The following is a 22,108-nucleotide window of genomic DNA, read 5'->3' on the forward strand; positions in this document are numbered from 1 at the left end:
TGCTCCTTACTCGGTGAGCCAGCTGGCCTGACGCTGTAATACCGGCAGCGTCGGACGGCGATGGTTGATTTCCGGCAGCGCGCTGATTAAACCCTGCGTGTACGGATGCTTCGCGTTGTGCAGATCCTTCGCGGCAATCGACTCCACCACGCGCCCGGCGTACATCACCAGCCCCCGGTCGCAGAAGCTGCGCACCAGGTTGATGTCGTGACTGATAAAGATCAGCCCCAGCCCGCGGGACTGCACCAGGTCGTCGAGCAGGCCGAGCACCTGTAAACGCACCGACACGTCCAGCGCCGAGGTCGGTTCGTCGGCAATCACCAGTTCCGGGTCGGTGATCAGCATCATGGCGATCATGATGCGCTGCCCCTGCCCGCCGGAAATCTCGTGCGGATAGAGGTGATACACCCGCCCGGGCTGGCGAATGCGCACCACTTCGAGCATTTCCAGCACTTTGGCTTTCGCTTCCGCCTTGCGCCCCGGATGATGGGTCAGCCAGGCTTCGGCAATTTGATCGCCCACGCAAACCACCGGGTTAAGCGAGTACTTAGGGTCCTGCATGATCATCGAGATACGCTTGCCGCGAATGCCACGCATCTGCGCCTCGCTGACAGAGTGTAAATCGACGTCGCCAAACTGCATCCGCGAAGCGCTGATTTGCGCTTTGGCCGAATGCAGGCGCAGCAGCGCCCGCCCGACGGTGGATTTGCCGGAGCCGGACTCGCCGACAATCGCCAGCTTTTCGCGTCCGAGCTGGAAAGAAACGCCGCGCACCGCGTGGGTTACTGCGCCGCCGTTGATGAAATCGACATGGAGGTCGCGCACGTCGAGCAGCGGGTTATTCGCTGCGAGGATCGAGGATGTCACGTAGGCCATCTCCTAAGAAGTTGAACGCCAGGCTGTTGATCAGGATCGCCAGCCCAGGAATAGTCACTACCCACCAGCACTCCATCATGTAGGTGCGACCGCTGGAGATCATTGCGCCCCACTCCGGCTCCGGCGGCTGTGCGCCAAGGCCGAGGAAGCCCAATCCGGCAGCGGTGAGAATGATCCCCGCCATGTTCATGGTGATACGGATAATCACCGACGGCAGGCACAGCGGCACGATGTGGCGCCACAGCACGCGGGCCGATGACGCCCCCTGCAGACGCACGGCGGAGATAAAATCGGCCTGACGCAGGGAGAGCGTTTCGGCGCGCGCCAGACGGGCAATCGGCGGCCAGGCGGTGAGTGTGATCGCAATAACCACGTGCTCCAGCCCGGGCCCGAGCGCCGCCACAAACGCCAGCGCCAGCACTAGGCTCGGGAAGGAGATAAAGATATCGGTCACGCGCATCAGCACGGCATCCACCTTGCCGCCGAAATAGCCTGCGGTGACGCCCAGCAACAGCCCCAGCGGGCCGACGGTCACGGAGACCAGCAGCACGATATAGAGCGTGATGCGCGAGCCGTACACCAGGCGGCTGAAGATGTCGCGGCCAAACTCGTCGGTGCCGAACCAGTGCTGCGCGTTCGGGGCGACCAGCGCGTTATTAAGGTCTTGTACCAGCGGATTGTATGGCGCAATCAGCGGCGCGAAGGCCGCCACAATCAGCAGCAGCAGGATAATCCCGCCGCCGATGGCGGTGAGCGGGTTGCGCGCCATCTTGCCGACAAAACCGGCGGTGCGGCCCAGCGTACGCTTGATACGCTGGCGGCTTTCTGACGGCCCTGCCCCCAGCGGCGTATCCAGAGAAACGGTCATGATTTCGTCCTCGGGTCAAAGAGTTGATAAAGCATGTCGGAGAGCAGGTTGAGCATCACGAAGATAACCCCCACCAGCAGCACGCAGCCCATGACCGCGTTCATGTCCCCGAGCAGCAGGCTGCCGGTGAGATACGAGCCGAAGCCCGGCCACGAGAAGACGGTCTCAATCAGCACCGCCCCTTCCAGCAGCGAGCCGTAGGCCAGCGCCACCACCGTCAGCAGCTGTACGAGGATATTGCGAAACGCGTGATTCCAGATCACCTGACGCTCGGTTAAGCCTTTTACTCGCGCGGTGATGATGAACTCCTGCGACAGCTGCGCCAGCATAAAGCTGCGGGTCATGCGGCTGATGTAGGCCAGCGAGTGGAAGCCGAGCAGCGAGGCCGGTAAAACCAGATGGTTAACAGCGTTCCAGAACACCGCGCCGTTCCCGGCCAGCAGCGCATCCACCGTCATCAGTCCGGTGCGGCGTGGGACTAAACCCTCCAGTCCGAGATCCAGACGTCCCGCGCCCCCCACCCAGCCAAGCCAGGCGTAGAACAGCAGCAGCCCCATCATCCCGACCCAGAAAATGGGCGTGGAGTAACCCGCGAGGCTGATGATGCGCACCACGTAGTCGGAAACGCTGTTGCGCCGCGCCGCCGCCAGCACCCCCAGCGGGATGCCTAAGCCCGCGCCGACGATTATCGCCATCGTCGCCAGCTCAAGCGTCGCCGGGAAAACGCGCAGGATATCGGCGGTCACCGGTTTGCCCGTCAGCAGCGCGTTGCCCAAATCGCCGTGCAGAAGGTTACTGAGGTAAATGCCGAACTGCGTCAGCAGAGATTTATCGAACCCCAGCTGGTGATAGACCTGCTGGTAGGTGCTGTGGTCGGCATCCGGGCCAACAATCGCCAGCACCGGGTCGACAGGCATCACGCGGCCGATGAAAAAGGTCAGCAGCAGCAGGCCGAACAGCGTTATCAGCACCTGCGTGAGTCGCGTTGAGAAGCGCCGGGCCCGGGAGCCGGGCGCGAAAATCGCCACGCTCATTTTTCACCTCCGGTTTTGTAGACGTCGCGCAGGAAGGTCGTGGCCGACGGGTGCGACTGAAAGTTCTTCACCTCGTTACGCACCACCACCGAATCCACCATCTGCGACAGGGGGATCATCGCCGGGATCAGCGCGTCGTAGCGCACCTGGATCTGCTGGTAGTCGGCGACCTGTTTCTTCGGATCGCGCTCCAGCAGGGCCTTGTCGATCATCTCGTTGAGCGGCTTATCGTAAAAACTGGTGCGCCAACCCTGGAAATTGGTCAGCCGGGCTTCGTCACTGTTGTCCGGGTTATAGACCAGCGCGCGCAGGCTGGAGTGCGGATGTGGCTCTACCCCGCTGCCCCCGCGCCCGACCAGCATGTCGAACCTGCGCTCGCGCATTGCGCCGTAGATCTGGTTCCCGGTGCCGGTGATGATTTTGGCGTTAATCCCCGCCTGCATCAGCGTTGACTGCACCGCAATGGCAATATTCAGGAACGGCTGATCCGCCAGCACCCTCAGGGTCGTATCAAATCCGTCCGGATAACCCGCCTCTGCCAGCAGCTTTTTGGCACGAGGGATATCGAGCTTATAGCCCGGGTCCGGCAGCGTTGATGGCATACCCGCCTTGATGGGGCGCTGGTGCAGCACACCGTAGCCCGGCATTAGCGCTTTATTGATGCCCTGATAGTCAATCAGGTAGCGCACCGCTTCGCGCACCTTCGGGTTAGCGAAATGGGCCTCCTTCATGCTCATCGCCACGTAGTAGACCGTGCCTTTTTGCACGGCTTCCACGGTGAGCTGGGGGTCTTTACGCAGGGCGTTGATGTCCGCCACCGCCATATTGTTGGCAATGTCGAGGTCACCCTTTTCAATCATCAGGCGCAGGGTTTGCGACTCCTGGAAATGGCGCAGCACCACGCGGCTCATCTTCGGCGCGTCGCGCCAGTAGTGCGGGTTACGCTGCATGCGCAGCACGTCCTTCGCCTGCCAGGTCTCCAGCATAAACGGGCCGGAACCGGCTTCGTTGGTGGTCAGCCAGCGGTTGCCCCAGTCGTTGTTGACCGCATGCTGCTGCACCGTTTTGCTGTCCAGCACGCCGAGGTTGCCGAGCGCGCCAAGGGAGTAAATCACCAGCTGCGGGTCGTTGGCTTTTGGCAGGACAATCTGCACGGTGTATGTATCCGGGGCGCTGATTTGGTTATCAATGTTCTTTTTAGAAAATCCGTAGGATTTCCACACCGACGCCTGCGCAAGGTTGAGATGCAGCAGGCGGCGCATCGACCAGACCACGTCCTCCGCCGTGAGCGGGTTGCCGGAGTGAAACTTCACGTCATCGCGCAGATGGAAGGTCAGAGTTTGACGGTCCGGCGAAATATCCCATGACGTTGCCAGCGCGGGCCTGACGTTGGTGAGTTCGTTCGGATCCAGCTCCACCAGCGAATCATAGAGATTGACCACAATGCCGACCACTTCGTTACCGGTCATTGCCGCCGGGTCGAGGGTCAGGAGGTTGTTCATATTCATGCCGATGATGAGCTGGTCGGGCGGCGTTTTTGCGACCGCCGCACCGCTCCCCATCATCAGCGAGAGCGCGAGCAAACACGCCCCGGCTAAAGGAGATCGTTTCATGTATATATCGCCTGTAGGGTACGTTTTTATCTGTCAGTCGTGGCTGACGGTATTGGCTTCGATATATGCAAAATTAATGTCTTCGCCCACTCCCGGGCGGGTCGGCAGGCTGACCATGCCGTGCTCGTCCATCGGGTCGACCAGGCTGTTGAGGTACGCCGCCGGTTCGTCGTAGTCAAGGAACGGGTGCAGCAGGCCGCGCTCGTACCAACGGCAGTTTTTGATGGCGCCAATCACCGCCAGGCTCGCCGCGCCGTTGCCGTGTACTTCGCAGTCCATCCCGAAGGCTTCCGCCAGGTTCGCCACCTTCAGCGTCGGAGAGATGCCGCCCACGCCGTTGGCGCCCGCGCGCAGGATGTCGCACGCCCCGGCTTTGATCCAGTCCGCGCGGCTGTGGTGTTTTCCGCCCAGGCTTTCCGGGCCGATAATCGGGATCGACAGGTTTTCCGCCAGCCAGGCGTAGGAGGCCATGCTCTCCTCCTCCATCGGCTCTTCGAACCAGGCGAAGTTGAGTTTTTCCAGTTCCTTGCCGATGTACAGCGCCTCGGTGCGGCTGTACCAGTGATAGCCGTCGATCATGAGATCGATATCCGGGCCAACCGCTTCACGCACGGCGGCGCAGGCTTTGACGTCCATCTTCGGGTTGGGAGCAAAGGAGACCGGCGGCATCCAGGTATGCAGCTTGATGGCCTTGTATCCGCGCGCCACCAGTTTTTCGGCAAAGCTGGCGTACTCGTCCGGCGTGGATAAGCCACCCGGCAGATCGTCACCGCACATGGTGCTGCCGTAGGCCGGGACCTTGTCGCGATAGCCGCCCAGCAGCTTCCAGACCGGCATGTTGAGCTTGCGGCCAATCAGATCCCACAGCGCCTGTTCGACAAAGCCCAGCGCGCGCTCGGTCAGCTGATGCGCGCTACCCCGCTGCCAGTGCGCCAGATCCTGCCAGATGCGCTCGCGGTTGAACGCGTCCTGACCGACCAGCACCTTGCGAAAGAAGGTGTTGACCACAAAGGGGCGCACCACTTCCGGCGGCGCGAAGGAATACCCTTGGGTGCCATCGTCTGCCGTAATAGAAAGCATCGCCATTTTAGCCATGCTCTCAGGCCCCGGATGCGAATGCCCGGCAGCGTCGGAAACCCGACGTGTCGGGTACTGGAAGACGGTGACGTTTACAGATTCAATTTTCATTATCAGTCCTTAAGACGACAGAGGTTCAGCGCGATTCGAATTTTGAAAAGCCGTTTCGAAACTAACTTTAAGCGCAAAATTCGTCCGCTGCCTTAGACAGATTCCGCTAAGCGCTGACCATTTTTTGTGCATATGCACGGGAAGGAGTGACAGTTTTCACAAAAGGAAGGGGAAGTGTGAGGTGGATCGGGAGAAATAAAATGCGGTATTTATTGCCCCTCACCCCGGCCCTCTCCCACAGGGAGAGGGAGCAAACCATCCCCTCTCCCCTGTGGGGAGAGGGTTAGGGTGAGGGGAAAATACTTAAGCAATCGTCACTTTACTGTCCAGATACACATCCTGAACCGCATTAATCAGCTTCACGCCGTCGGCCATGGTTTTCTTGAACGCCTTACGGCCCAGGATCAGCCCCATGCCGCCCGCGCGTTTGTTGATCACCGCCGTGCGCACCGCGTCTGACAGGTCAGTATCACCGCCTGCCGCCCCGCCGGAGTTGATCAGCCCCGCGCGGCCCATATAGCAGTTCGCCAGCTGGTAGCGCACGAGATCGATCGGGTTATCGCTGGTCAGCTTGCTGTAAACGCGATCGTCCGTATAGCCGAAGTTCACCGCCTTATAGCCGCCGTTGTTCTCGGCCATTTTTTGCTTCACGATATCCGCGCCGATGGTCGCCGCCAGGTGGTTCGCCTGCCCGGTCAGGTCGGCCGACACGTGGTAATCCACGCCGTCTTTCTTGAACGCGTTGTTGCGCAGATACGCCCACAGTACGGTGACCATGCCCAGCTCGTGCGCGCGCTCAAACGCCGCAGAAATCTCTTCAATCTGACGACGAGACTGCTCAGAACCGAAATAGATGGTCGCCCCTACCGCCACCGCCCCCATATTGAACGCCTGCTCCACGCTGGCGTACAGGGTCTGGTCATATTCCGTTGGGTAGCTCAGGGTTTCGTTATGGTTCAGTTTGACGAGGAACGGAATGCGGTGGGCATAGCGACGCGAGACGGAGGCCAGCACGCCGTAGGTTGATGCCACGCAGTTACAGCCCGCTTCAATCGCCAGCTCAACAATGTTCTTCGGATCGAAATAGAGCGGATTGGCAGCGAAGGATGCCCCCGCAGAGTGTTCAACCCCCTGGTCTACCGGCAGAATAGAGAGATACCCGGTACCGCCCAGTCGCCCGGTGTTATAGAGCGTCTGCATGTTTCGCAGCACGGCAGGCGGACGGTTGTTGTCCACCATCACGCGGTCCACGTAGTCGTGCCCGGGCAGGTAGAGCTGGTCAGCTGGAATGGTCATACAACGATGCTGTAAGAGGCTGTCGGCGTCTTTGCCAAGCAACTGCGCAATATCAGTCATAGTGATGCTCCCGTAAGTCCGACGTCGCGTCGGAGCGTGTGATCCAAACCCACATTTTTGCAGGCAGACTAAGCCTGGTACCGACTTAACAGATTTTCCACCATCTGCAACTTTTTTAAGCACAATCTGCTGGCTCGTTTCATGTACAACAATTTTGTTACACTGATCAAACATTCACCTCAAAGGTATTTAAAAGGTATTATTAAGTGGTATGTTAAAGGCGTACCCTCACTGACATGCAGGATTAAAAAATGAAACGAAAGTCCAACTGTCATTCATGATGTTTGTTGAATGGTTTATCTGGGGCGCCTGGTTTGTGCCGCTGTGGCTATGGCTGAGCAAAAGCGGTTTTACCGCCGGGGAGATCGGCTGGTCTTACGCCTGCACCGCCATTGCCGCGATCCTCTCGCCGATCCTTGTCGGCTCGCTGACGGACCGCTTCTTCGCCGCCCAGAAAGTGCTGGCGGTGCTGATGTTCGCCGGTGCGATTCTGATGTACTTCGCCGCACAGCAAACCCAGTTCAGCACCTTCTTCCCGCTGCTGCTGGCCTACTCCCTGACCTATATGCCGACCATCGCGCTGACCAACAGCATTGCCTTTGCCAACGTGGATGACGTCGAGGCAGACTTTCCGCGCATCCGCGTGATGGGCACCATCGGCTGGATCGCCTCAGGCCTGGCGTGCGGATTCCTGCCGCAGATGATGGGCTATAGCGACATTTCCGATACCAATATCCCGCTGCTGATGACCGCAGCCAGCTCCGCCCTGCTCGGCGTCTTTGCCCTGTTCCTGCCGAATACGTCGCCGAAGAGCACCGGCAAGCTGGACTTTAAGGTGATGCTGGGGCTGGACGCGCTGATCCTGCTGCGCGACAGAAACTTCCTGGTGTTCTTCTTCTGCTCGTTCCTGTTCGCCATGCCGCTGGCCTTCTACTACATTTTCGCCAACGGCTATCTCACCGAAGCCGGCATGAAAAACGCCACCGGCTGGATGACGCTGGGCCAGTTCTCCGAAATCTTCTTTATGCTGGCGCTGCCGTTCTTTACCAAACGCTTTGGTATTAAGAAGGTCTTGCTGCTGGGGCTTATTACCGCTGCCATCCGCTACGGCTTCTTTGTTTACGGCGGTGCGGAACAGTACTTCACCTACGCCCTGCTGTTCCTCGGCATTTTGCTGCACGGCGTAAGCTACGACTTCTATTACGTGACCGCGTACATCTACGTGGACAAAAAAGCGCCAGCGCACATGCGCACCGCGGCGCAGGGCTTGATCACGCTGTGCTGTCAGGGCTTTGGTAGCCTGCTGGGTTACCGCCTGGGCGGCGTGATGATGGAAAAAATGTTCGCTTACAAAGAGCCGGTGAATGGGCTGACCTTCAACTGGGCCGGAATGTGGACATTTGGTGCAATCATGATTGCCGTGATTGCCGTGCTGTTTATGCTGTTTTTCCGCGAATCGGATAAAGAGATCACCGCAATTGAGGTGGTTGATGGCGATACCGCGCTGACACAAGGGGAAGTTAAATGAAACAAGAACGTGTTCTCGGTGCCCTTTACGGGCAGGCGTTAGGGGATGCGATGGGCATGCCGTCGGAGCTGTGGCCGAGAAAGCGCGTCAAGGCGCACTTCGGCTGGATCGACCGTTTCTTACCCGGCCCGGCGGAGAATAACGCGGCCTGCTATTTCAACCAGGCAGAGTTCACCGACGATACCTCGATGGCGCTCTGTCTGGCGGATGCGATTATCGAGTGCGACGGGCAGATTAACGCGGACGTTATCGGCAAGCATATTCTTCGCTGGGCGCTGGATTTCGACGCGTTTAATAAGAACGTGCTCGGCCCCACCTCGAAAATTGCCCTCAACGCCATTCGCGACGGCAAGCCGGCGAGCGAACTGGAAAACAACGGCGTGACCAACGGGGCGGCGATGCGCGCCTCTCCGCTGGGCTGCCTGCTCCCGGCCACGCGTCTGGAGCATTTTGTTGAACAGGTGGCGCTGGCCTCCAGCCCGACCCATAAATCCGATCTCGCCATTGCCGGTGCGGTGGTGATTGCCTGGGCGATTTCCCGCGCCGTCGACGGCGAAAGCTGGCAGAACATCGTTGATGCCCTGCCGGGGATCGCCCGCTTTGCGCAGGAGGCGAAAACCACCACCTTCAGCGCGTCGCTCGCGGCGCGTATTGAACTCGCGCTGAAAACCGTACGAGAAGCCAACGGGATTGAGTCCGCCAGCGAGCAGGTGTATCAGCTCGTGGGTGCCGGAACCAGCACCATCGAATCCGTTCCGGCGGCCATTGCGATGGTCGAACTGGCGGGAACCGACCCAAACCGCTGCGCCATTTTATGCGCCAACCTGGGCGGCGATACCGACACCATTGGCGCAATGGCCACAGCAATCTGCGGCGCATTGCACGGCGTGCAGGCCATTGACCCGACGCTGAAGGCCGAACTCGACGCCGTTAACCAGCTCGATTTCGGTCACTACTGCGAAAAACTCCTGCACTATCGGGAGCAACGGGAGGGCATATGACGTCTTTGGTTCAGCGCCTTGAAACCTTGCACGCCACGCGCCCGGTGACGGTGCTGGGCGCGGCGGTGATAGACGTCATCGCCGACGCTTACGCCCTGCCCTGGCGCGGGTGCGATATCGAGCTTAAACAGCAGGGCGTCAATATCGGTGGCTGCGCGCTCAATATCGCCATCGCCCTGAAGCGGCTCGGCATTGCGGCGCAAAATGCCCTGCCCGTCGGCCACGGCGTGTGGGCGGATATTATTCGCAACGCCATGGCGAAGCAGGATCTGCACAGCGCGGTGGAAGCCGATACGGGTGATAACGGCTGGTGTCTGGCGCTGGTGGAGCCAGACGGCGAGCGCACCTTTATGTCCTTTAGCGGCGTGGAGAACCAGTGGCAGCAGCGCTGGCTGGATGCGCTTCACGTTCCGCAATACAGCCTGGTCTATTTGTCCGGCTATCAGCTGGCCTCGCCGTGCGGCGAGCTGCTGACACGCTGGCTGGAGGGGTTGCAGGACGTGACGGCATTTATCGATTTTGGTCCCCGCATCGCGGATATCCCCGACGCGCTGATGGCGCGGATTATGGCCTGCAGACCCATTGTGTCGCTCAATCGCCAGGAGGCGGAGCTTGCCGCAGAAAGACTGGGCGTTGAAGTGGAAACCCTCGGCACGCAGTGGCAGCAGCGTTTCGGTGCCGCGCTGATTGTGCGCCACGATAAAGACGGCGCCGCGTGGTATGACGGTGACGTCTCGGGCATTGTTCCGGCGTTCCCGGCGACGGTTGTGGACACCATTGGCGCAGGCGACAGCCACGCGGGCGGCACGCTTGCCGGGCTGGCGGCGGGATGGTCGCTGGCAGATGCGGTTCTGCTGGGGAATGCCGTGGCCTCCTGGGTGGTCAGCCACCGCGGCGGGGATTGCGCCCCGACTCGCGAGGCATTACTCCTCGCACACAAAGACGTATAGATCGCTGCGACAGTAGCTGATGCTGTACTCAATCGGCCGGTGCTGTTGGTCAAGCGCAACCTGCTTGATCACCAGCACCGGTATTTTTTCGTCCATCTTAATGTGCGCCTGAAATTCGCTGTCCGGCATACGGGCGCTCACGCGCGAACGGGTACGCTGCGGGAAGATATTCTGGCTGCGGAAGTAATCGTAAAGCGAGACGCCAATCGCATCGGGGTCGTGGATAAATCCCGTCGGCACCCAGGACTCCTCAATCGAGACGGCGTCATCGTCAACGTAGCGAATACGCTTGAGCAGGAAAACCTCGCTCTCGGGGGGAATGGAAAGATGGTTCGCCACCTCTTCGGGACACTTCACCACCCGCTTGTTGACCCACAGCGTATTGGGCTTTTGACCGCGCAGGACCACCTGTTGAGAGAACCCGCGCGCCTCTTTCAGCGAATACTCGAAGATGTTATTGATTTGCGTGCCATAGCCACGGGAGCGCGTGACCACGCCCTCTTCCTCCAGCGCCTGCATCGCTTTTCGCACGGTGATGCGCGACACGCCGGTTAACTGGCTCAGATCGCGCTCGCCGGGCAAAATATTCCCGTGCTCCAGCATGCCGCTTCGCACCGCATTTTTTACCGTTTCGGCAAATTTCAGGTACAGCGGCGTGTTGTCCGGGGCGGCGATCCGTTCATTCAGTTGAGCGATTAACCGGGTATGCGCTTGTTCCATCTCTGTTTTCTCAGGCGTGATGTTTCCTGCCAGTATACTGGGTTACCACCACGCATGAAAATGATGAACCGGCCCAATACCGTGACCCACTTCCAGAGTATCGGCTTTTGCCAGCGCCGCGGAGAGCCAGATTTTCGCTTCGCCCACCGTATCGGCCCAGCTGTCATGCCGTGGACGCAGCGCAGCCAGCGCGGCAGAGAGCGTGCAGCCCGTACCGTGGGTGTTTTTGGTCTGCACGCGCGGCGCGGTAAAACGCATTTCGCCGTCGCGGGTAAAGAGCCAGTCCGGGCTTTCGGCATCATCAAGATGACCGCCCTTCATCAGCACCGCGCCGCAGCCCATAGCCAGCAGCGCGTTCCCCTGGGCTTTCATTTCACGTTCGTTTTGCGCGTGCGGGGCACCCAACAGCGAGGCGGCTTCCGGCAGATTGGGCGTGATCAGCGCCACCTGCGGCAGCAGCTTTGTGCGCAGCGTCTCCACGGCGGAGGCGGAGAGCAGCGGGTCGCCACTTTTCGCCAGCATGACGGTATCCAGCACCACGTTTTGCACCTGATAACGCTTAAGCCGCTCGGCCACCGCTTCCACAATGTCCGTCTCGGCCAGCATGCCGATCTTGGTGGTATCGATGCGCACGTCGCTGAACACCGAATCCAGCTGCGCGGCAACAAAATCTGGCTCGATACGGTAGACCGACTGCACGCCGCGCGTGTTTTGCGCCACCAGCGCGGTAATGACGGAACAGCCGTATGCGCCAAGGGCCGAGAAGGTTTTCAGGTCAGCCTGGATACCCGCGCCGCCGCTGGGATCGGTACCGGCAATGGTCAGAGCGTTAATCCGCTTCATGTCTGCTCCTCCAGCGTGTAGAGCGCATCCAGGAACGCGCTGGCAAAACTGCCCGGGCCACGAGACTGCGCAATAGCCACCGTTCCGGCTCGCTTCATCCATCCGCAGGCGGCCGTGACGTTATCCAGCCGGTCGCCCGGCAGCGAGCAGCTCGCCGCCACAACGGCAGAAAGCGCGCACCCGGTGCCCACCACGCGCGTCATCAGCGGGTCACCGCCCGTTACGCTGCGCGTGCGCTGTCCGTCGGTGATGTAATCCACTTCTCCCGTGACCACGACAATTGCATTCGTCTGACGCGCCAAAGCCTGCGCGGCAGGCACCGCGCTGGCTGCTGTGTCGGTGGTATCAACGCCGCGCCCGCCCGCGCTCATCCCGGCAAGGGCAAGGATTTCAGAGGCGTTACCGCGGATCGCGGCTGGTTTCAGAGCGAGGATTTGATGGCAAAAACGGGTACGGAACGCGAGCGCGCCAACGGCAACCGGGTCGAGCGTCCATGGCTTACCCGCAGCCACCGCGCGTTCAATCGCCCGACGCATCGACTGGGCGCGCGGTGCGGTCAGCGTGCCAACGTTAATCAGCAGCGCATCGGCGATTTCAGCAAACTGCTCGGCCTCTTCGGCCTCAATCACCATCGCTGGCGATGCACCGAGAGCCAGCAACACGTTGGCCGTGAAGGTCTGTACAACATCGTTGGTCATACAGTGCGTGAGCGGGGAACGGGTTCGGAACTGATGTAAAACGTGTAAATCGAGCAGGTCAGGCTGCATGGGTTCGCTCCTGCCTTGCGTGAAGAAGCGATGACCGGGAAGGCATCTGACTTCCCTACGCTGGCATTATCCAGATCAGGTAATACGGGTATTTCTCAGCCTTCAACGAAGAAGGGCACCCCGAGTCATTTAAACTTCAGGCGCATCCAGCAATAACCTGCCACATACAGGAATGCAGGAAAATCGATGCAGTGAAGCACGCTCAATATACTTCTTAATTTACTTTTAGTCATTAGATAATTCTAAAATAATCATTATAAATCTATATACAAAAGTTTCAATCGTGCAATATAATGCTTTTAAACATGCAGAATAATATATTATTTTAAGAAGAATAATTATCACATTAGCTACAGAGGCTAACATGAATTTCAAAAATCATTTTAAAACGATGGACGCAAAGAAATGGAAGGCATTCGCTTTAGATTTTTTAGTCGATACCGGATTTCATGAATACATTGACACATTAGAAGTTAAAGAGGATCAAGACGCCTTCCTTCTGGAAAAGCATGGCGTTGTTTTTTATGTCAGCACCCGAAATAATGCAACAGAAGGCAAGTCAGTTGGCACGGAAATAGAAAAAAACATTTTAGAAAGAATGAATTCCAATAATGCAACGGGTTTTATAGGTTTTTACTCCGGTAACTTTTCAACATCATTACTTGAAAGACTTAACAAACTGGCTAAAAACAGCACTGCAAATTTCACCTTTAAACTATTTAATGGTCATGCAATCAGCATTATTATGCCGTTGATCCATTCGCATGTGTACAATGACCATTTTAATAACGGGAATCCGTACTCTTTGAATATCCCCGCGCAGCATTACGAAGAACTGAAGTGCTGTTGTGGGAAATGTGACATTGATATACTGCATGATGACTTAATTGCCTGGAGCATGGCGCAACTGACAATAATAGAAAATAAAATATATTTCATTTTCGGCCACAAGCTACATTTACCAAATTTCCCTGAAACACGCTGTGGCTGGTTTGAAATTAGCCAATGCCTTCATTTAGAACAAATTTTGATGTGGAACGCTGAAATTGATAGGTTTATCTCTGACTCAGGCCTGCCATTATCTGAAAATTTCTACCATGCGCGAAATATTTTTAACACAGCCATCACGCAAAAGCTTCGTTCGTCGAATGCCGGGATGTTTTTACGTCTTAATTAAGGTTGAATAATGAGCCACATATTTGAACAACTCACCCCTGATGACTGGGAGATATTTGCCAGTTGGTTTTTACAACATGAAGGTTACACGCTTCTCAGTCAGCCCTCGGTTGGCCCGGATGGTGGTATTGACTTTAGCGTAGAAAACGAAGACGTCACTTATTTAGTAAGCTGTAAAAATTATATAAAATCCGGAAATAAAGTGTCGCTGGCAGATGAGAGTTCCATACTCGACAGAATTCAGCAACATGGCCTTGATGGGTTTATTGGCTTTTACTCAACGGGCACCTCTTCTGATATCAAAGCGCACTTAGATAAGCTAACTATCCCCTATATCATTTATGACCAAAGCAGTATCCAGCAGCATATCAACGGTCTTAACCCGCAGATTTTGCAAGCTATGTTTAGCTCCGGGCCAATAATATTCAACAATGTTGATGAAGACGATTACACGCCATTATTATGCTGTTGCGGATGTGGACAAGATATTCTGGAAGATGAATATATTCACAACGCAGAGGCAGGCGTTTACGTTGACAAGGGCGAATATTGGTTTACTTACGGCATGAAATATCATTTATATCATACTATGAAATTATTTTCCTTTCCCGGATCAAACAAGTTTGTTTTGTCATCATCCGTGTATGAATTATTGAAAGTTGAGCACCTTTCGCAATGGCTTGTTCAGTGCTACACGCTAACTGAAAATCAACAACCCAGTTCCACATATCATTATAACAGCGCCAAATTCTCATCCCTCGTTCTGCAAAAAATATCACCGAAAGGATGGTTATAACAACTTTTTTCTGTGCCGGGGCGATGTTGCAATCTGTTGCTCGCGCTTTACGCCCCTGCCCGATTAAGCACCCGATTTTCACTCCTCGCGGATAAGTTCTTCTGCTTTCGGGCGGTTTCTCCTGCACGTCTCACCCCTTACTCTTAATGCACTCTCTGAACACAATGGAGCCATTATGGAAGAGTTCAGTACCCCATAAATACACCCTTTTTGTACCTCAAGTGCATTGCGCACCGCCAAAAAAGAGTCAATCTCGTGATAAGTAGGCCGAATTTTTGCCCCCTACGCTGGCATTATCCAGATCAGGTAATACGGGTATTTCTCAGCCTTCAACGAAGAAGGGCACCCCGAGTCAAATAAATCAACTGCTTGTGATTAATTTATGCAATCAATCCGCGTTAAGGATACTAATGCCAGATGAAAAAATTGTAAACGCTAAATCTGGCTTTCAGAATCATCGTCGTTAGACGCATTATTAGTCTTGTTACTCTTTAAAATAATAACGGCCGTCAAACCCACATTTTCAGCATATACAGCAGCATTGCACAGAAACAGCCCTTTCCCTGATAAACAAAGACCTTTGAACGAAAGCGGATGAGCCCCACACAAAACCATAAGTCAATGTTTACATTAATTTTTTTAACATCCGACCACTTTAGCCTTTTGTGCTTTAAGTGATCTTAATCAAAGTTTCAATTGTTACCTTACCGGATAGTCCATCACAGTTATTTCTCACAATCAGACAGAAAGCCACCTACGAGCGGTTTTCATTTTCAATATATGATTATCAGCATGTCAAAATATATTTTTATCTCTGCCACTTTATACCTGATGCTTATTTCTGTCGGTGTGTGGATTGGCGTAATGTACGTTTCGTATAATTTGTGTAGTTTATAAGGCAATAAAATGAAGAAGTTAATGATGATTGTTATAAGCGCGACTATGGCCGCGGCTCCGGCCTATGCGATTAATGCTCACTATCGCGCGCAGCTGGAGCGTTCCGGATGCACCCAAATTACCGATGGCGATGGTTCTTGCGATATCAACAAAACCAAGGCAGAAAACGCGGCGCAACACGAACAAACGAAAACCGTTCACGATCCGATGCGTGAAGCCACATTCTCGTCTGATACGGTTAACGCCACGATTTCAAACGGCTTTTTTAGCGCCACCCTTAACGGCAAGAAAGCGGCCGTAAAACGTCTCAATGCGACTTTCTACGAGATTCACGGCGAAGGCTTTGTTATATCGTTTAGCCTTGATGAGAACGGTATTACCGATGCCTCCTGGAATAAAACGAAAGGTCGCGACCACGGCATTTTGCAGGTCAGGCAGAAATAACGTGTTCAAGGAGGCCATCCGCCTCCTTTTTCATCAGAGAAAAGCACGATTTGTCACACTCTTTTCTTTACTTTTACAGTTCTGACAAAACCATCATAAGCGGCTGTTTTTATTGTGCATAAAGTGCAACTTTCTTTCTGGAAACGGGGATAACCCTCCCCCTGTGCCCTCTGTCACAAAACAGTAAACAAATTAACCATTGAGCCCCGTGGCAAAAGGCTCTATATTGGCGGCGTTTTTTTCAGGCCCCCATCTGTTTTTTAACTTTTTATTCAATCGTGGCTCATAACGAAGCGGCGGTTGTAGGAGTGATATGATGACGGATAAAGTCCGTATTGACACCGTAGATGCCCACAAAAGCAACGAAACCTATCTGGCCCGTCAGGCCGAGTTTGAATCTAACGTCAGGAGTTATCCGCGCAAACTGCCTTTAGCGATCACTAAAGCAGAAGGCGTGTGGATCACCGATGCAGATAATAAAGAATACCTTGACTGTTTAGCAGGCGCTGGGACCCTTGCGCTTGGCCATAACCATCCTGATGTGCTGAAAAGCATCCAAAATGTCATTACCAGCGGCTTGCCGTTACATACCCTGGATCTGACGACGCCTCTGAAAGACGCGTTTTCTGAATACCTGCTCTCTCTGCTGCCTGGTCAGGGCAAAGAGTACTGCCTGCAGTTCACCGGTCCATCCGGTGCTGACGCCGTTGAAGCGGCGCTGAAGCTGGCGAAAAAAGTGACCGGTCGTAGCGGTATCATCAGCTTCTCTGGTGGTTACCACGGTATGACCCACGGCGCACTGTCCGTGACCGGCAACCTGTCTCCGAAAGAAGCGGTTGACGGTATGATGCCAGAAGTCCAGTTCATGCCTTATCCGCACGAGTACCGTTGCCCGCTGGGTATCGGTGGTGAAGCGGGCGTGAAAGCGCTGACTTACTATTTCGATAACCTGATCAACGACGTTGAAAGCGGCGTGCGTAAACCTGCTGCGGTGATCCTGGAAGCCGTTCAGGGCGAAGGCGGCGTGAACCCGGCTCCGGCTGAGTGGCTGCAGCGCATCCGTAAAGTGACTCAGGAACACGGCATTCTGTTGATCCTCGACGAAGTTCAGGCTGGCTTTGCCCGTACCGGTAAATTCTTCGCCTTCGAACACGCGGGCATTGAGCCAGACATCATCGTGATGTCTAAAGCTGTCGGTGGCGGTCTGCCGCTGGCCGTGCTCGGTATCAAAAAGCAGTTCGATGCATGGGCGCCAGGTCACCACACCGGTACCTTCCGCGGCAACCAGCTGGCGATGGCAACCGGTCTGACGACGCTGAAAATCCTGAAAGACCAGAACATCGCAGGCAAAGTGGCTGCACAGGGCGAATGGCTGAAAGGCCAGCTGAAAGAGATGGCGAAGCGCTACCCGGTGATCGGACACGTGCGCGGTCTGGGCATGATGATCGGTATTGAGATCGTTAAGCCACACGAAGCGGCTGACCACATGGGTTGCTTCCCTGGCGACGGCGAGCTGTCTGCACTGATTCAGAAGAAGTGCTTCGAAGCCGGTCTGATTCTGGAGCGCGGTGGTCGTAACGGTATCGTTCTGCGTCTGCTGCCGTCTCTGCTGATCAGCGATGAAGAGCTGAAAATCTTCCTGGATAAATTTGAGCAGGCACTGCTTGCTGCGGGCGTTCGCCCGGCGTAACCGGAGTTGTTGATTACGATGTCTGATTCAAACCCAATTTTGTTCTCCTCTGCGCAGAGCATTGAAGCTTACCAGCAGGCGATTGAACAAAGCACTCAGGCTGTGATGCAGTGGCTGAAACAGCCTGAGATGTACCAGGGCAAAACGGTCGCGGAACTGCGCGACCGTATTAAGCTGGATTTCAACCCGAAAGGGCTGGGCAACGAAGCGGCGATTGAACGCGCCGTGGAGTTCTTCCTGAAAGACAGTTTGTCCGTTCATCACCCGCAGTGTGTGGCGCACCTGCACTGCCCAAGCCTGGTCGTAAGCCAGGCGGCGGAAGTGCTGATTAACGCCACTAACCAGAGCATGGACTCCTGGGATCAAAGCCCGTCCGCAACCATTATCGAGATCAAACTGATCGAGTGGCTGCGTACCCGCGTGGGTTATCAGGCTGGCGACGCAGGTGTCTTCACCAGCGGCGGCACCCAGAGCAACCTGATGGGCCTGATGCTGGCACGCGATGCGTTCTTCGCGCGTCTGGGTCACTCCGTTCAGCAGGATGGCCTGGTTGGCGATCTGCGCAAAATTCGCGTGCTGTGCTCCGAGAATGCCCACTTCTCCGTGCAGAAAAACATGGCGCTGATGGGTCTGGGCTACCAGTCCGTGGTGCAGGTGAAAACTGACGAATTCTCCCGCATGGATCTGACCGATCTGGCGGCGAAAATTGAGCAGTGCAACGCGAACGGCGAGCAGATTCTGGCGATCGTCGCGACGGCTGGTACCACCGATGCCGGTGCTATCGACCCGCTGCGTGCCATTGCCGAACTGGCGGCGAAGCAGAACATCTGGGTACACGTTGATGCGGCCTGGGGCGGCGCGCTGCTGATGTCCGAGCAGTATCGTCACTACCTGGACGGCATTGAGCTGGTGGATTCCATTACCCTGGACTTCCACAAGCAGTTCTTCCAGACCATCAGCTGCGGCGCGTTCCTGCTGAAAGAAGCGCGTCACTATGAGCTGATGCGCTATCAGGCGGCTTACCTGAACTCTGAGTTCGACGAAGAAGCGGGCGTGCCTAACCTGGTGTCCAAATCTCTGCAGACCACCCGTCGTTTCGACGCGCTGAAGCTGTGGATGAGCCTGGAAGCACTGGGTCAGGAGCAGTATGCGGCGATCATCGATCACGGTGTGACCCTGGCACAGCAGGTTGCGGGCTACGTGAAAGAGCAGTCTGCTCTGGAGCTCGTGATGCAGCCACAGCTGGCGAGCGTGCTGTTCCGCTTCCGTCCTCAGGCGCAGATGGATGATGCGGGTATCGCCCTGCTGAACCAGAAGATTGGTGATGCGCTGCTGGAATCTGGCCGTGCTAACGTCGGCGTGACCGAGCATAACGGTATCACCTGCCTGAAGCTGACCCTGCTGAACCCAACCGTGACGCTGGAGGACGTAAAAGTTCTGCTGTCTCTGGTTGAGCGTACCGCACAGGAAGTTCTGGCTAAGTAATGCTTATCCCTCTCCCGTTCGGGAGAGGGTATTTTCCCCTGCCCTATCCCTCAGTGTGTCCTCAAGGTTTCAACCATTAGCGTAAAGCACGATTCGATAAGCGTCGGTAACGGCTGCGGCGCACGCATCAATGCCACCGTTCGGGCAAGTGCCGGTTGCTGAAGATGAACCACCTTAAGCTGCGGATCCTGAAGATGCGTGGTATAGAGTTGCGGCAGTATCGCTACGGCCAGTCGGGAGCGCACCAGACCGTACAGCGTTTCGATATAATCCACCTGATAACGTGTCTGCAACGACAAACGATGGCTTTCAGCGAGCGCGCCAACCAGGCGTTGGATGTTACCTTTTGAAAACACGGCGATATCTCGCCCAACAAGCTGCTTCCAGGGTAAATGCGCCGACGCCGCCAGCGGATCGTCACAATGAATCACCGCAACAAAAGGGTCCTCCTGCAACGGGAAGACGGACAGTTGTTCCGGCACAGAACTGTCCAGTGCGCCAAGGCCAAAATCAATCTGCCCTTTCAGCAACTGCGCCACCAGCGCATCATTGGTTTGATCGTGAAACTCTACCTTAAGACGCGGAAAAGCCTGCGCCAGCGTTTGGGGCAACAGCGGGAACAAGAGCGAGCTGACGGATGGCACCAGCCCAATGCGCACCGTGCCGTCACCGCCTGCCTGCACAATCTGCTGCATATCGTCGAAGGCAAGCTGAGCCACGCTAAGCACCCGCTGCGCGTGCGGGAGGATGGCATTGCCCAGCTCCGTCAGCGTCACCGCTGAGGCGGTACGGTTCACCAGCTTGCCGCCGAGCACCGTTTCGATCTGCCGCAATGCGCTGCTGAGCGCAGGCTGACTGATCGCCAGCTTGCTGGCGGTGTCGGTGAAATGACGCAGCTGCGCCAGGGTGACAAAATACTGTAGCTGTCGCAGTGAGAGCGCGGGCAGGCGCTGCCAGGGTTCCATCGTCATTATCGTTTACACGCGTCGCAGAATAAGCCGGGGTTATCGGGTGATAAATTTTATCAGCTGGGCAAACGTTTGCCGCGTGCATAGAGTAACGCCATTATTTTCATGCTGGAACCGTTAATTACATGAGTGCCGAAACCCGACGCCGTGCCGTCCAGGCTGCACGCGGTGAAATGCCGTTCGACCTGCTGCTTACGCACACCCGCATTGTTGATATGGCGACCGGCGAGATCCGCGACGCCGATGTCGGCATCGTGGACGGCCTTATCGCCAGCGTTCATCCGCGCGGCAGCCGCAGCGATGCGCGTGAGACGCACGATCTGAACAACCAGTATCTCTCTCCGGGACTGATGGATACGCATGTGCATCTGGAGAGTTCACACCTGCTTCCCGCTCGTTATGCCGAGATCGTTCTGGCACAGGGCACCACCGCCGTATTCTGGGATCCGCATGAGCTGGCGAACGTGCTGGGCATTGCAGGCGTACGTTTTGCCATTGAGGCCAGCCGCAACCTGCCGCTGCAGGTGATGGTCGCTGCGCCATCAAGCGTGCCATCGACACCGGGGCTGGAGATGTCTGGCGCAGACTTCGCAGGGAAAGAGATGGATACCCTGCTCGGATGGCCGGAAGTGCGCGGCGTGGCGGAAGTGATGGATATGCACGGCGTGCTTAACGGCAGCCAACGCATGCTGGAAATTATGCAGGCCGGTCTGGACAGCGGAAAGCTGATTGAAGGCCACGCGCGCGGGCTTCACGGTGCGGATTTACAGGCTTATCTGGCCGCAGGCGTGACCTCCGATCATGAACTGACCTCCGCAGACGATGCGCTGGAAAAACTGCGCGCCGGGCTGACGCTGGAGATCCGCGGCTCGCATCCTTATCTGCTGCCCGATATCGTAAGCGCCCTGAAATCCCTGCCCCACCTTTCTTCACAAATTACGGTCTGCACCGACGATGTCCCACCCGATATACTGCTGGAAAAAGGGGGGATCGTTGCGCTGCTGAACCTGCTGATTGAACACGGATTACCGGCGACGCACGCGCTGCGTTTCGCCACGCTGAACGCCGCCATTCGCCTGCAGCGTAACGATCTGGGGCTGATTGCCGCCGGGCGTCGCGCGGATCTGGTGGCGTTTGACTCGCTTGAAAAGCTGACGGCTCGTCAGGTGTATGTCGCCGGTAAGCTGATTGCGCGCGACGGGGCAATGATTGAACCCATCGTTGACACGATATTGCCCCTCCCGCGTGATACCGTGCGGCTGTCTGCACTGGCAGACGATGATTTCCGCATGACAATCGACAACGCGAAACACGGCGTGGCGCGCCTGCGCCATATCAGCGGCGCACGCTTCACGCAGTGGGGTGAAGTTGACGCGCAGGTACGTCACGGCGTAGTGGCGATCCCGGATGGCTTTAGCCTGATCTGGGTTCAGCATCGCCACGCGCGCCATGCGGCGAAACCACAAATCGCCCTACTCGAAGGCTGGGGTGAACTGCGTGGGGCAATTGCCACCAGCTATTCTCACGACTCTCACAATCTGGTGGTGCTGGGCCGCGATCCGCACGACATGGCGCTGGCAGCCAACATGCTTATCCAGAGCGGCGGCGGGATGGCGCTGGTACAGAATGGCGACGTCATCGCCCACGTCGCCATGCCGATTGCGGGGATGCTTTCGGAACTGCCGCCTGATGAGCTGGCTCGCCAGTTCAGGGAACTGCGCGAGCGTAGCAACTTGATTGCCGACTGGGAACCGCCGTATCGGGTCTTTAAAGCCATAGAGGGCACCTGTCTTGCCTGCAACGCCGGTCCGCATTTGACCGATCTTGGACTGACCGATGGGACCACGCGCCAGATTGTCGATCCGTTAATTTCTTACCGGGAAACCCCGGACAACACACAATAATGCC

At 56.5% G+C, this 22,108-nt stretch carries 18 protein-coding genes, 1 pseudogene and 2 riboswitches; of the genes and pseudogenes, 9 read left to right on the forward strand and 10 right to left on the reverse strand.

What is annotated here, in order from left to right; translation table 11 throughout:
• Nucleotides 1-6: 6 nt before the first annotated feature.
• From EXW94_RS07500 to fbaB, 6 genes are all read right to left on the reverse strand, one after another.
• Nucleotides 7-867: an ABC transporter ATP-binding protein gene (locus EXW94_RS07500; protein ID WP_174339823.1), complete on the reverse strand. Its 861-nt coding sequence runs from the start codon at nt 865-867 to the stop codon at nt 7-9.
• Complete coding sequence (locus EXW94_RS07505; RefSeq protein WP_174339824.1) at nt 839-1,744, reverse strand: ABC transporter permease; 906 nt, start codon at nt 1,742-1,744, stop codon at nt 839-841. Before EXW94_RS07505 ends, EXW94_RS07500 begins: the two co-directional genes overlap by 29 nt.
• On the reverse strand, nt 1,741-2,778 hold the full coding sequence (locus EXW94_RS07510) for an ABC transporter permease (protein WP_010433695.1): 1,038 nt from the start codon (nt 2,776-2,778) through the stop codon (nt 1,741-1,743). The genes EXW94_RS07505 and EXW94_RS07510 overlap by 4 nt, the downstream gene beginning before the upstream one ends.
• A complete protein-coding gene (locus EXW94_RS07515) occupies nt 2,775-4,391 on the reverse strand; it encodes an ABC transporter substrate-binding protein (protein ID WP_174339825.1) in 1,617 nt (538 codons plus the stop codon). Before EXW94_RS07515 ends, EXW94_RS07510 begins: the two co-directional genes overlap by 4 nt.
• Nucleotides 4,392-4,424: 33 nt before the next feature.
• Nucleotides 4,425-5,579 carry a mandelate racemase family protein gene (locus tag EXW94_RS07520; protein WP_174339826.1) on the reverse strand — a complete coding sequence of 385 codons (1,155 nt, stop codon included), beginning with the start codon at nt 5,577-5,579 and terminating at the stop codon, nt 4,425-4,427.
• Between the two features lie 303 nt (nt 5,580-5,882).
• Complete coding sequence (fbaB, locus tag EXW94_RS07525; RefSeq protein WP_010433688.1) at nt 5,883-6,935, reverse strand: class I fructose-bisphosphate aldolase; 1,053 nt, start codon at nt 6,933-6,935, stop codon at nt 5,883-5,885.
• A 253-nt stretch (nt 6,936-7,188) separates the two neighbouring features.
• On the opposite strand from fbaB, the pseudogene EXW94_RS07530 reads away from it, so the two are divergent.
• The 3 genes and pseudogenes from EXW94_RS07530 to EXW94_RS07540 form a co-directional block, all read left to right on the forward strand.
• A pseudogene (locus tag EXW94_RS07530) lies at nt 7,189-8,463 on the forward strand (nucleoside permease); the annotation flags it as partial.
• Complete coding sequence (locus EXW94_RS07535; RefSeq protein WP_120157846.1) at nt 8,460-9,464, forward strand: ADP-ribosylglycohydrolase family protein; 1,005 nt, start codon at nt 8,460-8,462, stop codon at nt 9,462-9,464. The pseudogene EXW94_RS07530 and the gene EXW94_RS07535, both read left to right, overlap by 4 nt.
• Entirely contained in the window at nt 9,461-10,414 is a 954-nt protein-coding gene (locus EXW94_RS07540) for a PfkB family carbohydrate kinase (RefSeq protein WP_174339828.1), read from the forward strand. The genes EXW94_RS07535 and EXW94_RS07540 overlap by 4 nt, the downstream gene beginning before the upstream one ends.
• Here the strand turns inward: EXW94_RS07540 and EXW94_RS07545 are convergent.
• From EXW94_RS07545 to thiM, 3 genes are read right to left on the reverse strand one after another with little or no spacing between them, the layout of a single operon-like run.
• On the reverse strand, nt 10,388-11,134 hold the full coding sequence (locus EXW94_RS07545; RefSeq protein ID WP_010433675.1) for a GntR family transcriptional regulator: 747 nt from the start codon (nt 11,132-11,134) through the stop codon (nt 10,388-10,390). The two genes, EXW94_RS07540 and EXW94_RS07545, sit on opposite strands and share 27 nt — an antisense overlap.
• Nucleotides 11,135-11,176: 42 nt before the next feature.
• Complete coding sequence (gene thiD / locus EXW94_RS07550) at nt 11,177-11,977, reverse strand: bifunctional hydroxymethylpyrimidine kinase/phosphomethylpyrimidine kinase (RefSeq protein WP_174339829.1); 801 nt, start codon at nt 11,975-11,977, stop codon at nt 11,177-11,179.
• Nucleotides 11,974-12,744, reverse strand: a complete 771-nt coding sequence (thiM, locus tag EXW94_RS07555; protein ID WP_174339830.1) for a hydroxyethylthiazole kinase — start codon at nt 12,742-12,744, stop codon at nt 11,974-11,976. Before thiM ends, thiD begins: the two co-directional genes overlap by 4 nt.
• Nucleotides 12,745-12,779: 35 nt before the next feature.
• Nucleotides 12,780-12,877, reverse strand: a riboswitch (TPP riboswitch).
• A gap of 231 nt (nt 12,878-13,108) precedes the next feature.
• Here thiM and EXW94_RS07560 point away from each other — a divergent pair.
• From EXW94_RS07560 to EXW94_RS07580, 5 genes are all read left to right on the forward strand, one after another.
• Nucleotides 13,109-13,921: a hypothetical protein gene (locus EXW94_RS07560; RefSeq protein ID WP_174339831.1), complete on the forward strand. Its 813-nt coding sequence runs from the start codon at nt 13,109-13,111 to the stop codon at nt 13,919-13,921.
• A 9-nt stretch (nt 13,922-13,930) separates the two neighbouring features.
• Entirely contained in the window at nt 13,931-14,716 is a 786-nt protein-coding gene (locus EXW94_RS07565) for a restriction endonuclease (protein WP_174339832.1), read from the forward strand.
• 264 nt (nt 14,717-14,980) lie between these two features.
• Nucleotides 14,981-15,076, reverse strand: a riboswitch (TPP riboswitch).
• Between the two features lie 546 nt (nt 15,077-15,622).
• Complete coding sequence (locus tag EXW94_RS07570) at nt 15,623-16,057, forward strand: hypothetical protein (RefSeq protein ID WP_174339833.1); 435 nt, start codon at nt 15,623-15,625, stop codon at nt 16,055-16,057.
• Nucleotides 16,058-16,370: 313 nt separating this feature from the next.
• Nucleotides 16,371-17,747, forward strand: coding sequence for a diaminobutyrate--2-oxoglutarate transaminase (locus EXW94_RS07575; RefSeq protein ID WP_014884533.1), 1,377 nt, complete (start codon nt 16,371-16,373; stop codon nt 17,745-17,747).
• 18 nt (nt 17,748-17,765) lie between these two features.
• On the forward strand, nt 17,766-19,232 hold the full coding sequence (locus tag EXW94_RS07580; protein WP_042718828.1) for an aspartate aminotransferase family protein: 1,467 nt from the start codon (nt 17,766-17,768) through the stop codon (nt 19,230-19,232).
• Nucleotides 19,233-19,282: 50 nt separating this feature from the next.
• On the opposite strand, the gene EXW94_RS07585 is transcribed toward EXW94_RS07580, so the two are convergent.
• Nucleotides 19,283-20,203, reverse strand: a complete 921-nt coding sequence (locus tag EXW94_RS07585; protein WP_174339834.1) for a LysR family transcriptional regulator — start codon at nt 20,201-20,203, stop codon at nt 19,283-19,285.
• A gap of 122 nt (nt 20,204-20,325) precedes the next feature.
• Here EXW94_RS07585 and EXW94_RS07590 point away from each other — a divergent pair, with 122 nt between their 5' ends.
• Entirely contained in the window at nt 20,326-22,104 is a 1,779-nt protein-coding gene (locus EXW94_RS07590; protein WP_174339835.1) for an adenine deaminase, read from the forward strand.
• Nucleotides 22,105-22,108 lie beyond the last annotated feature (4 nt).

Source organism: Enterobacter sp. JMULE2, assembly GCF_013337145.1.
Taxonomy (GTDB): domain Bacteria; phylum Pseudomonadota; class Gammaproteobacteria; order Enterobacterales; family Enterobacteriaceae; genus Enterobacter; species Enterobacter mori.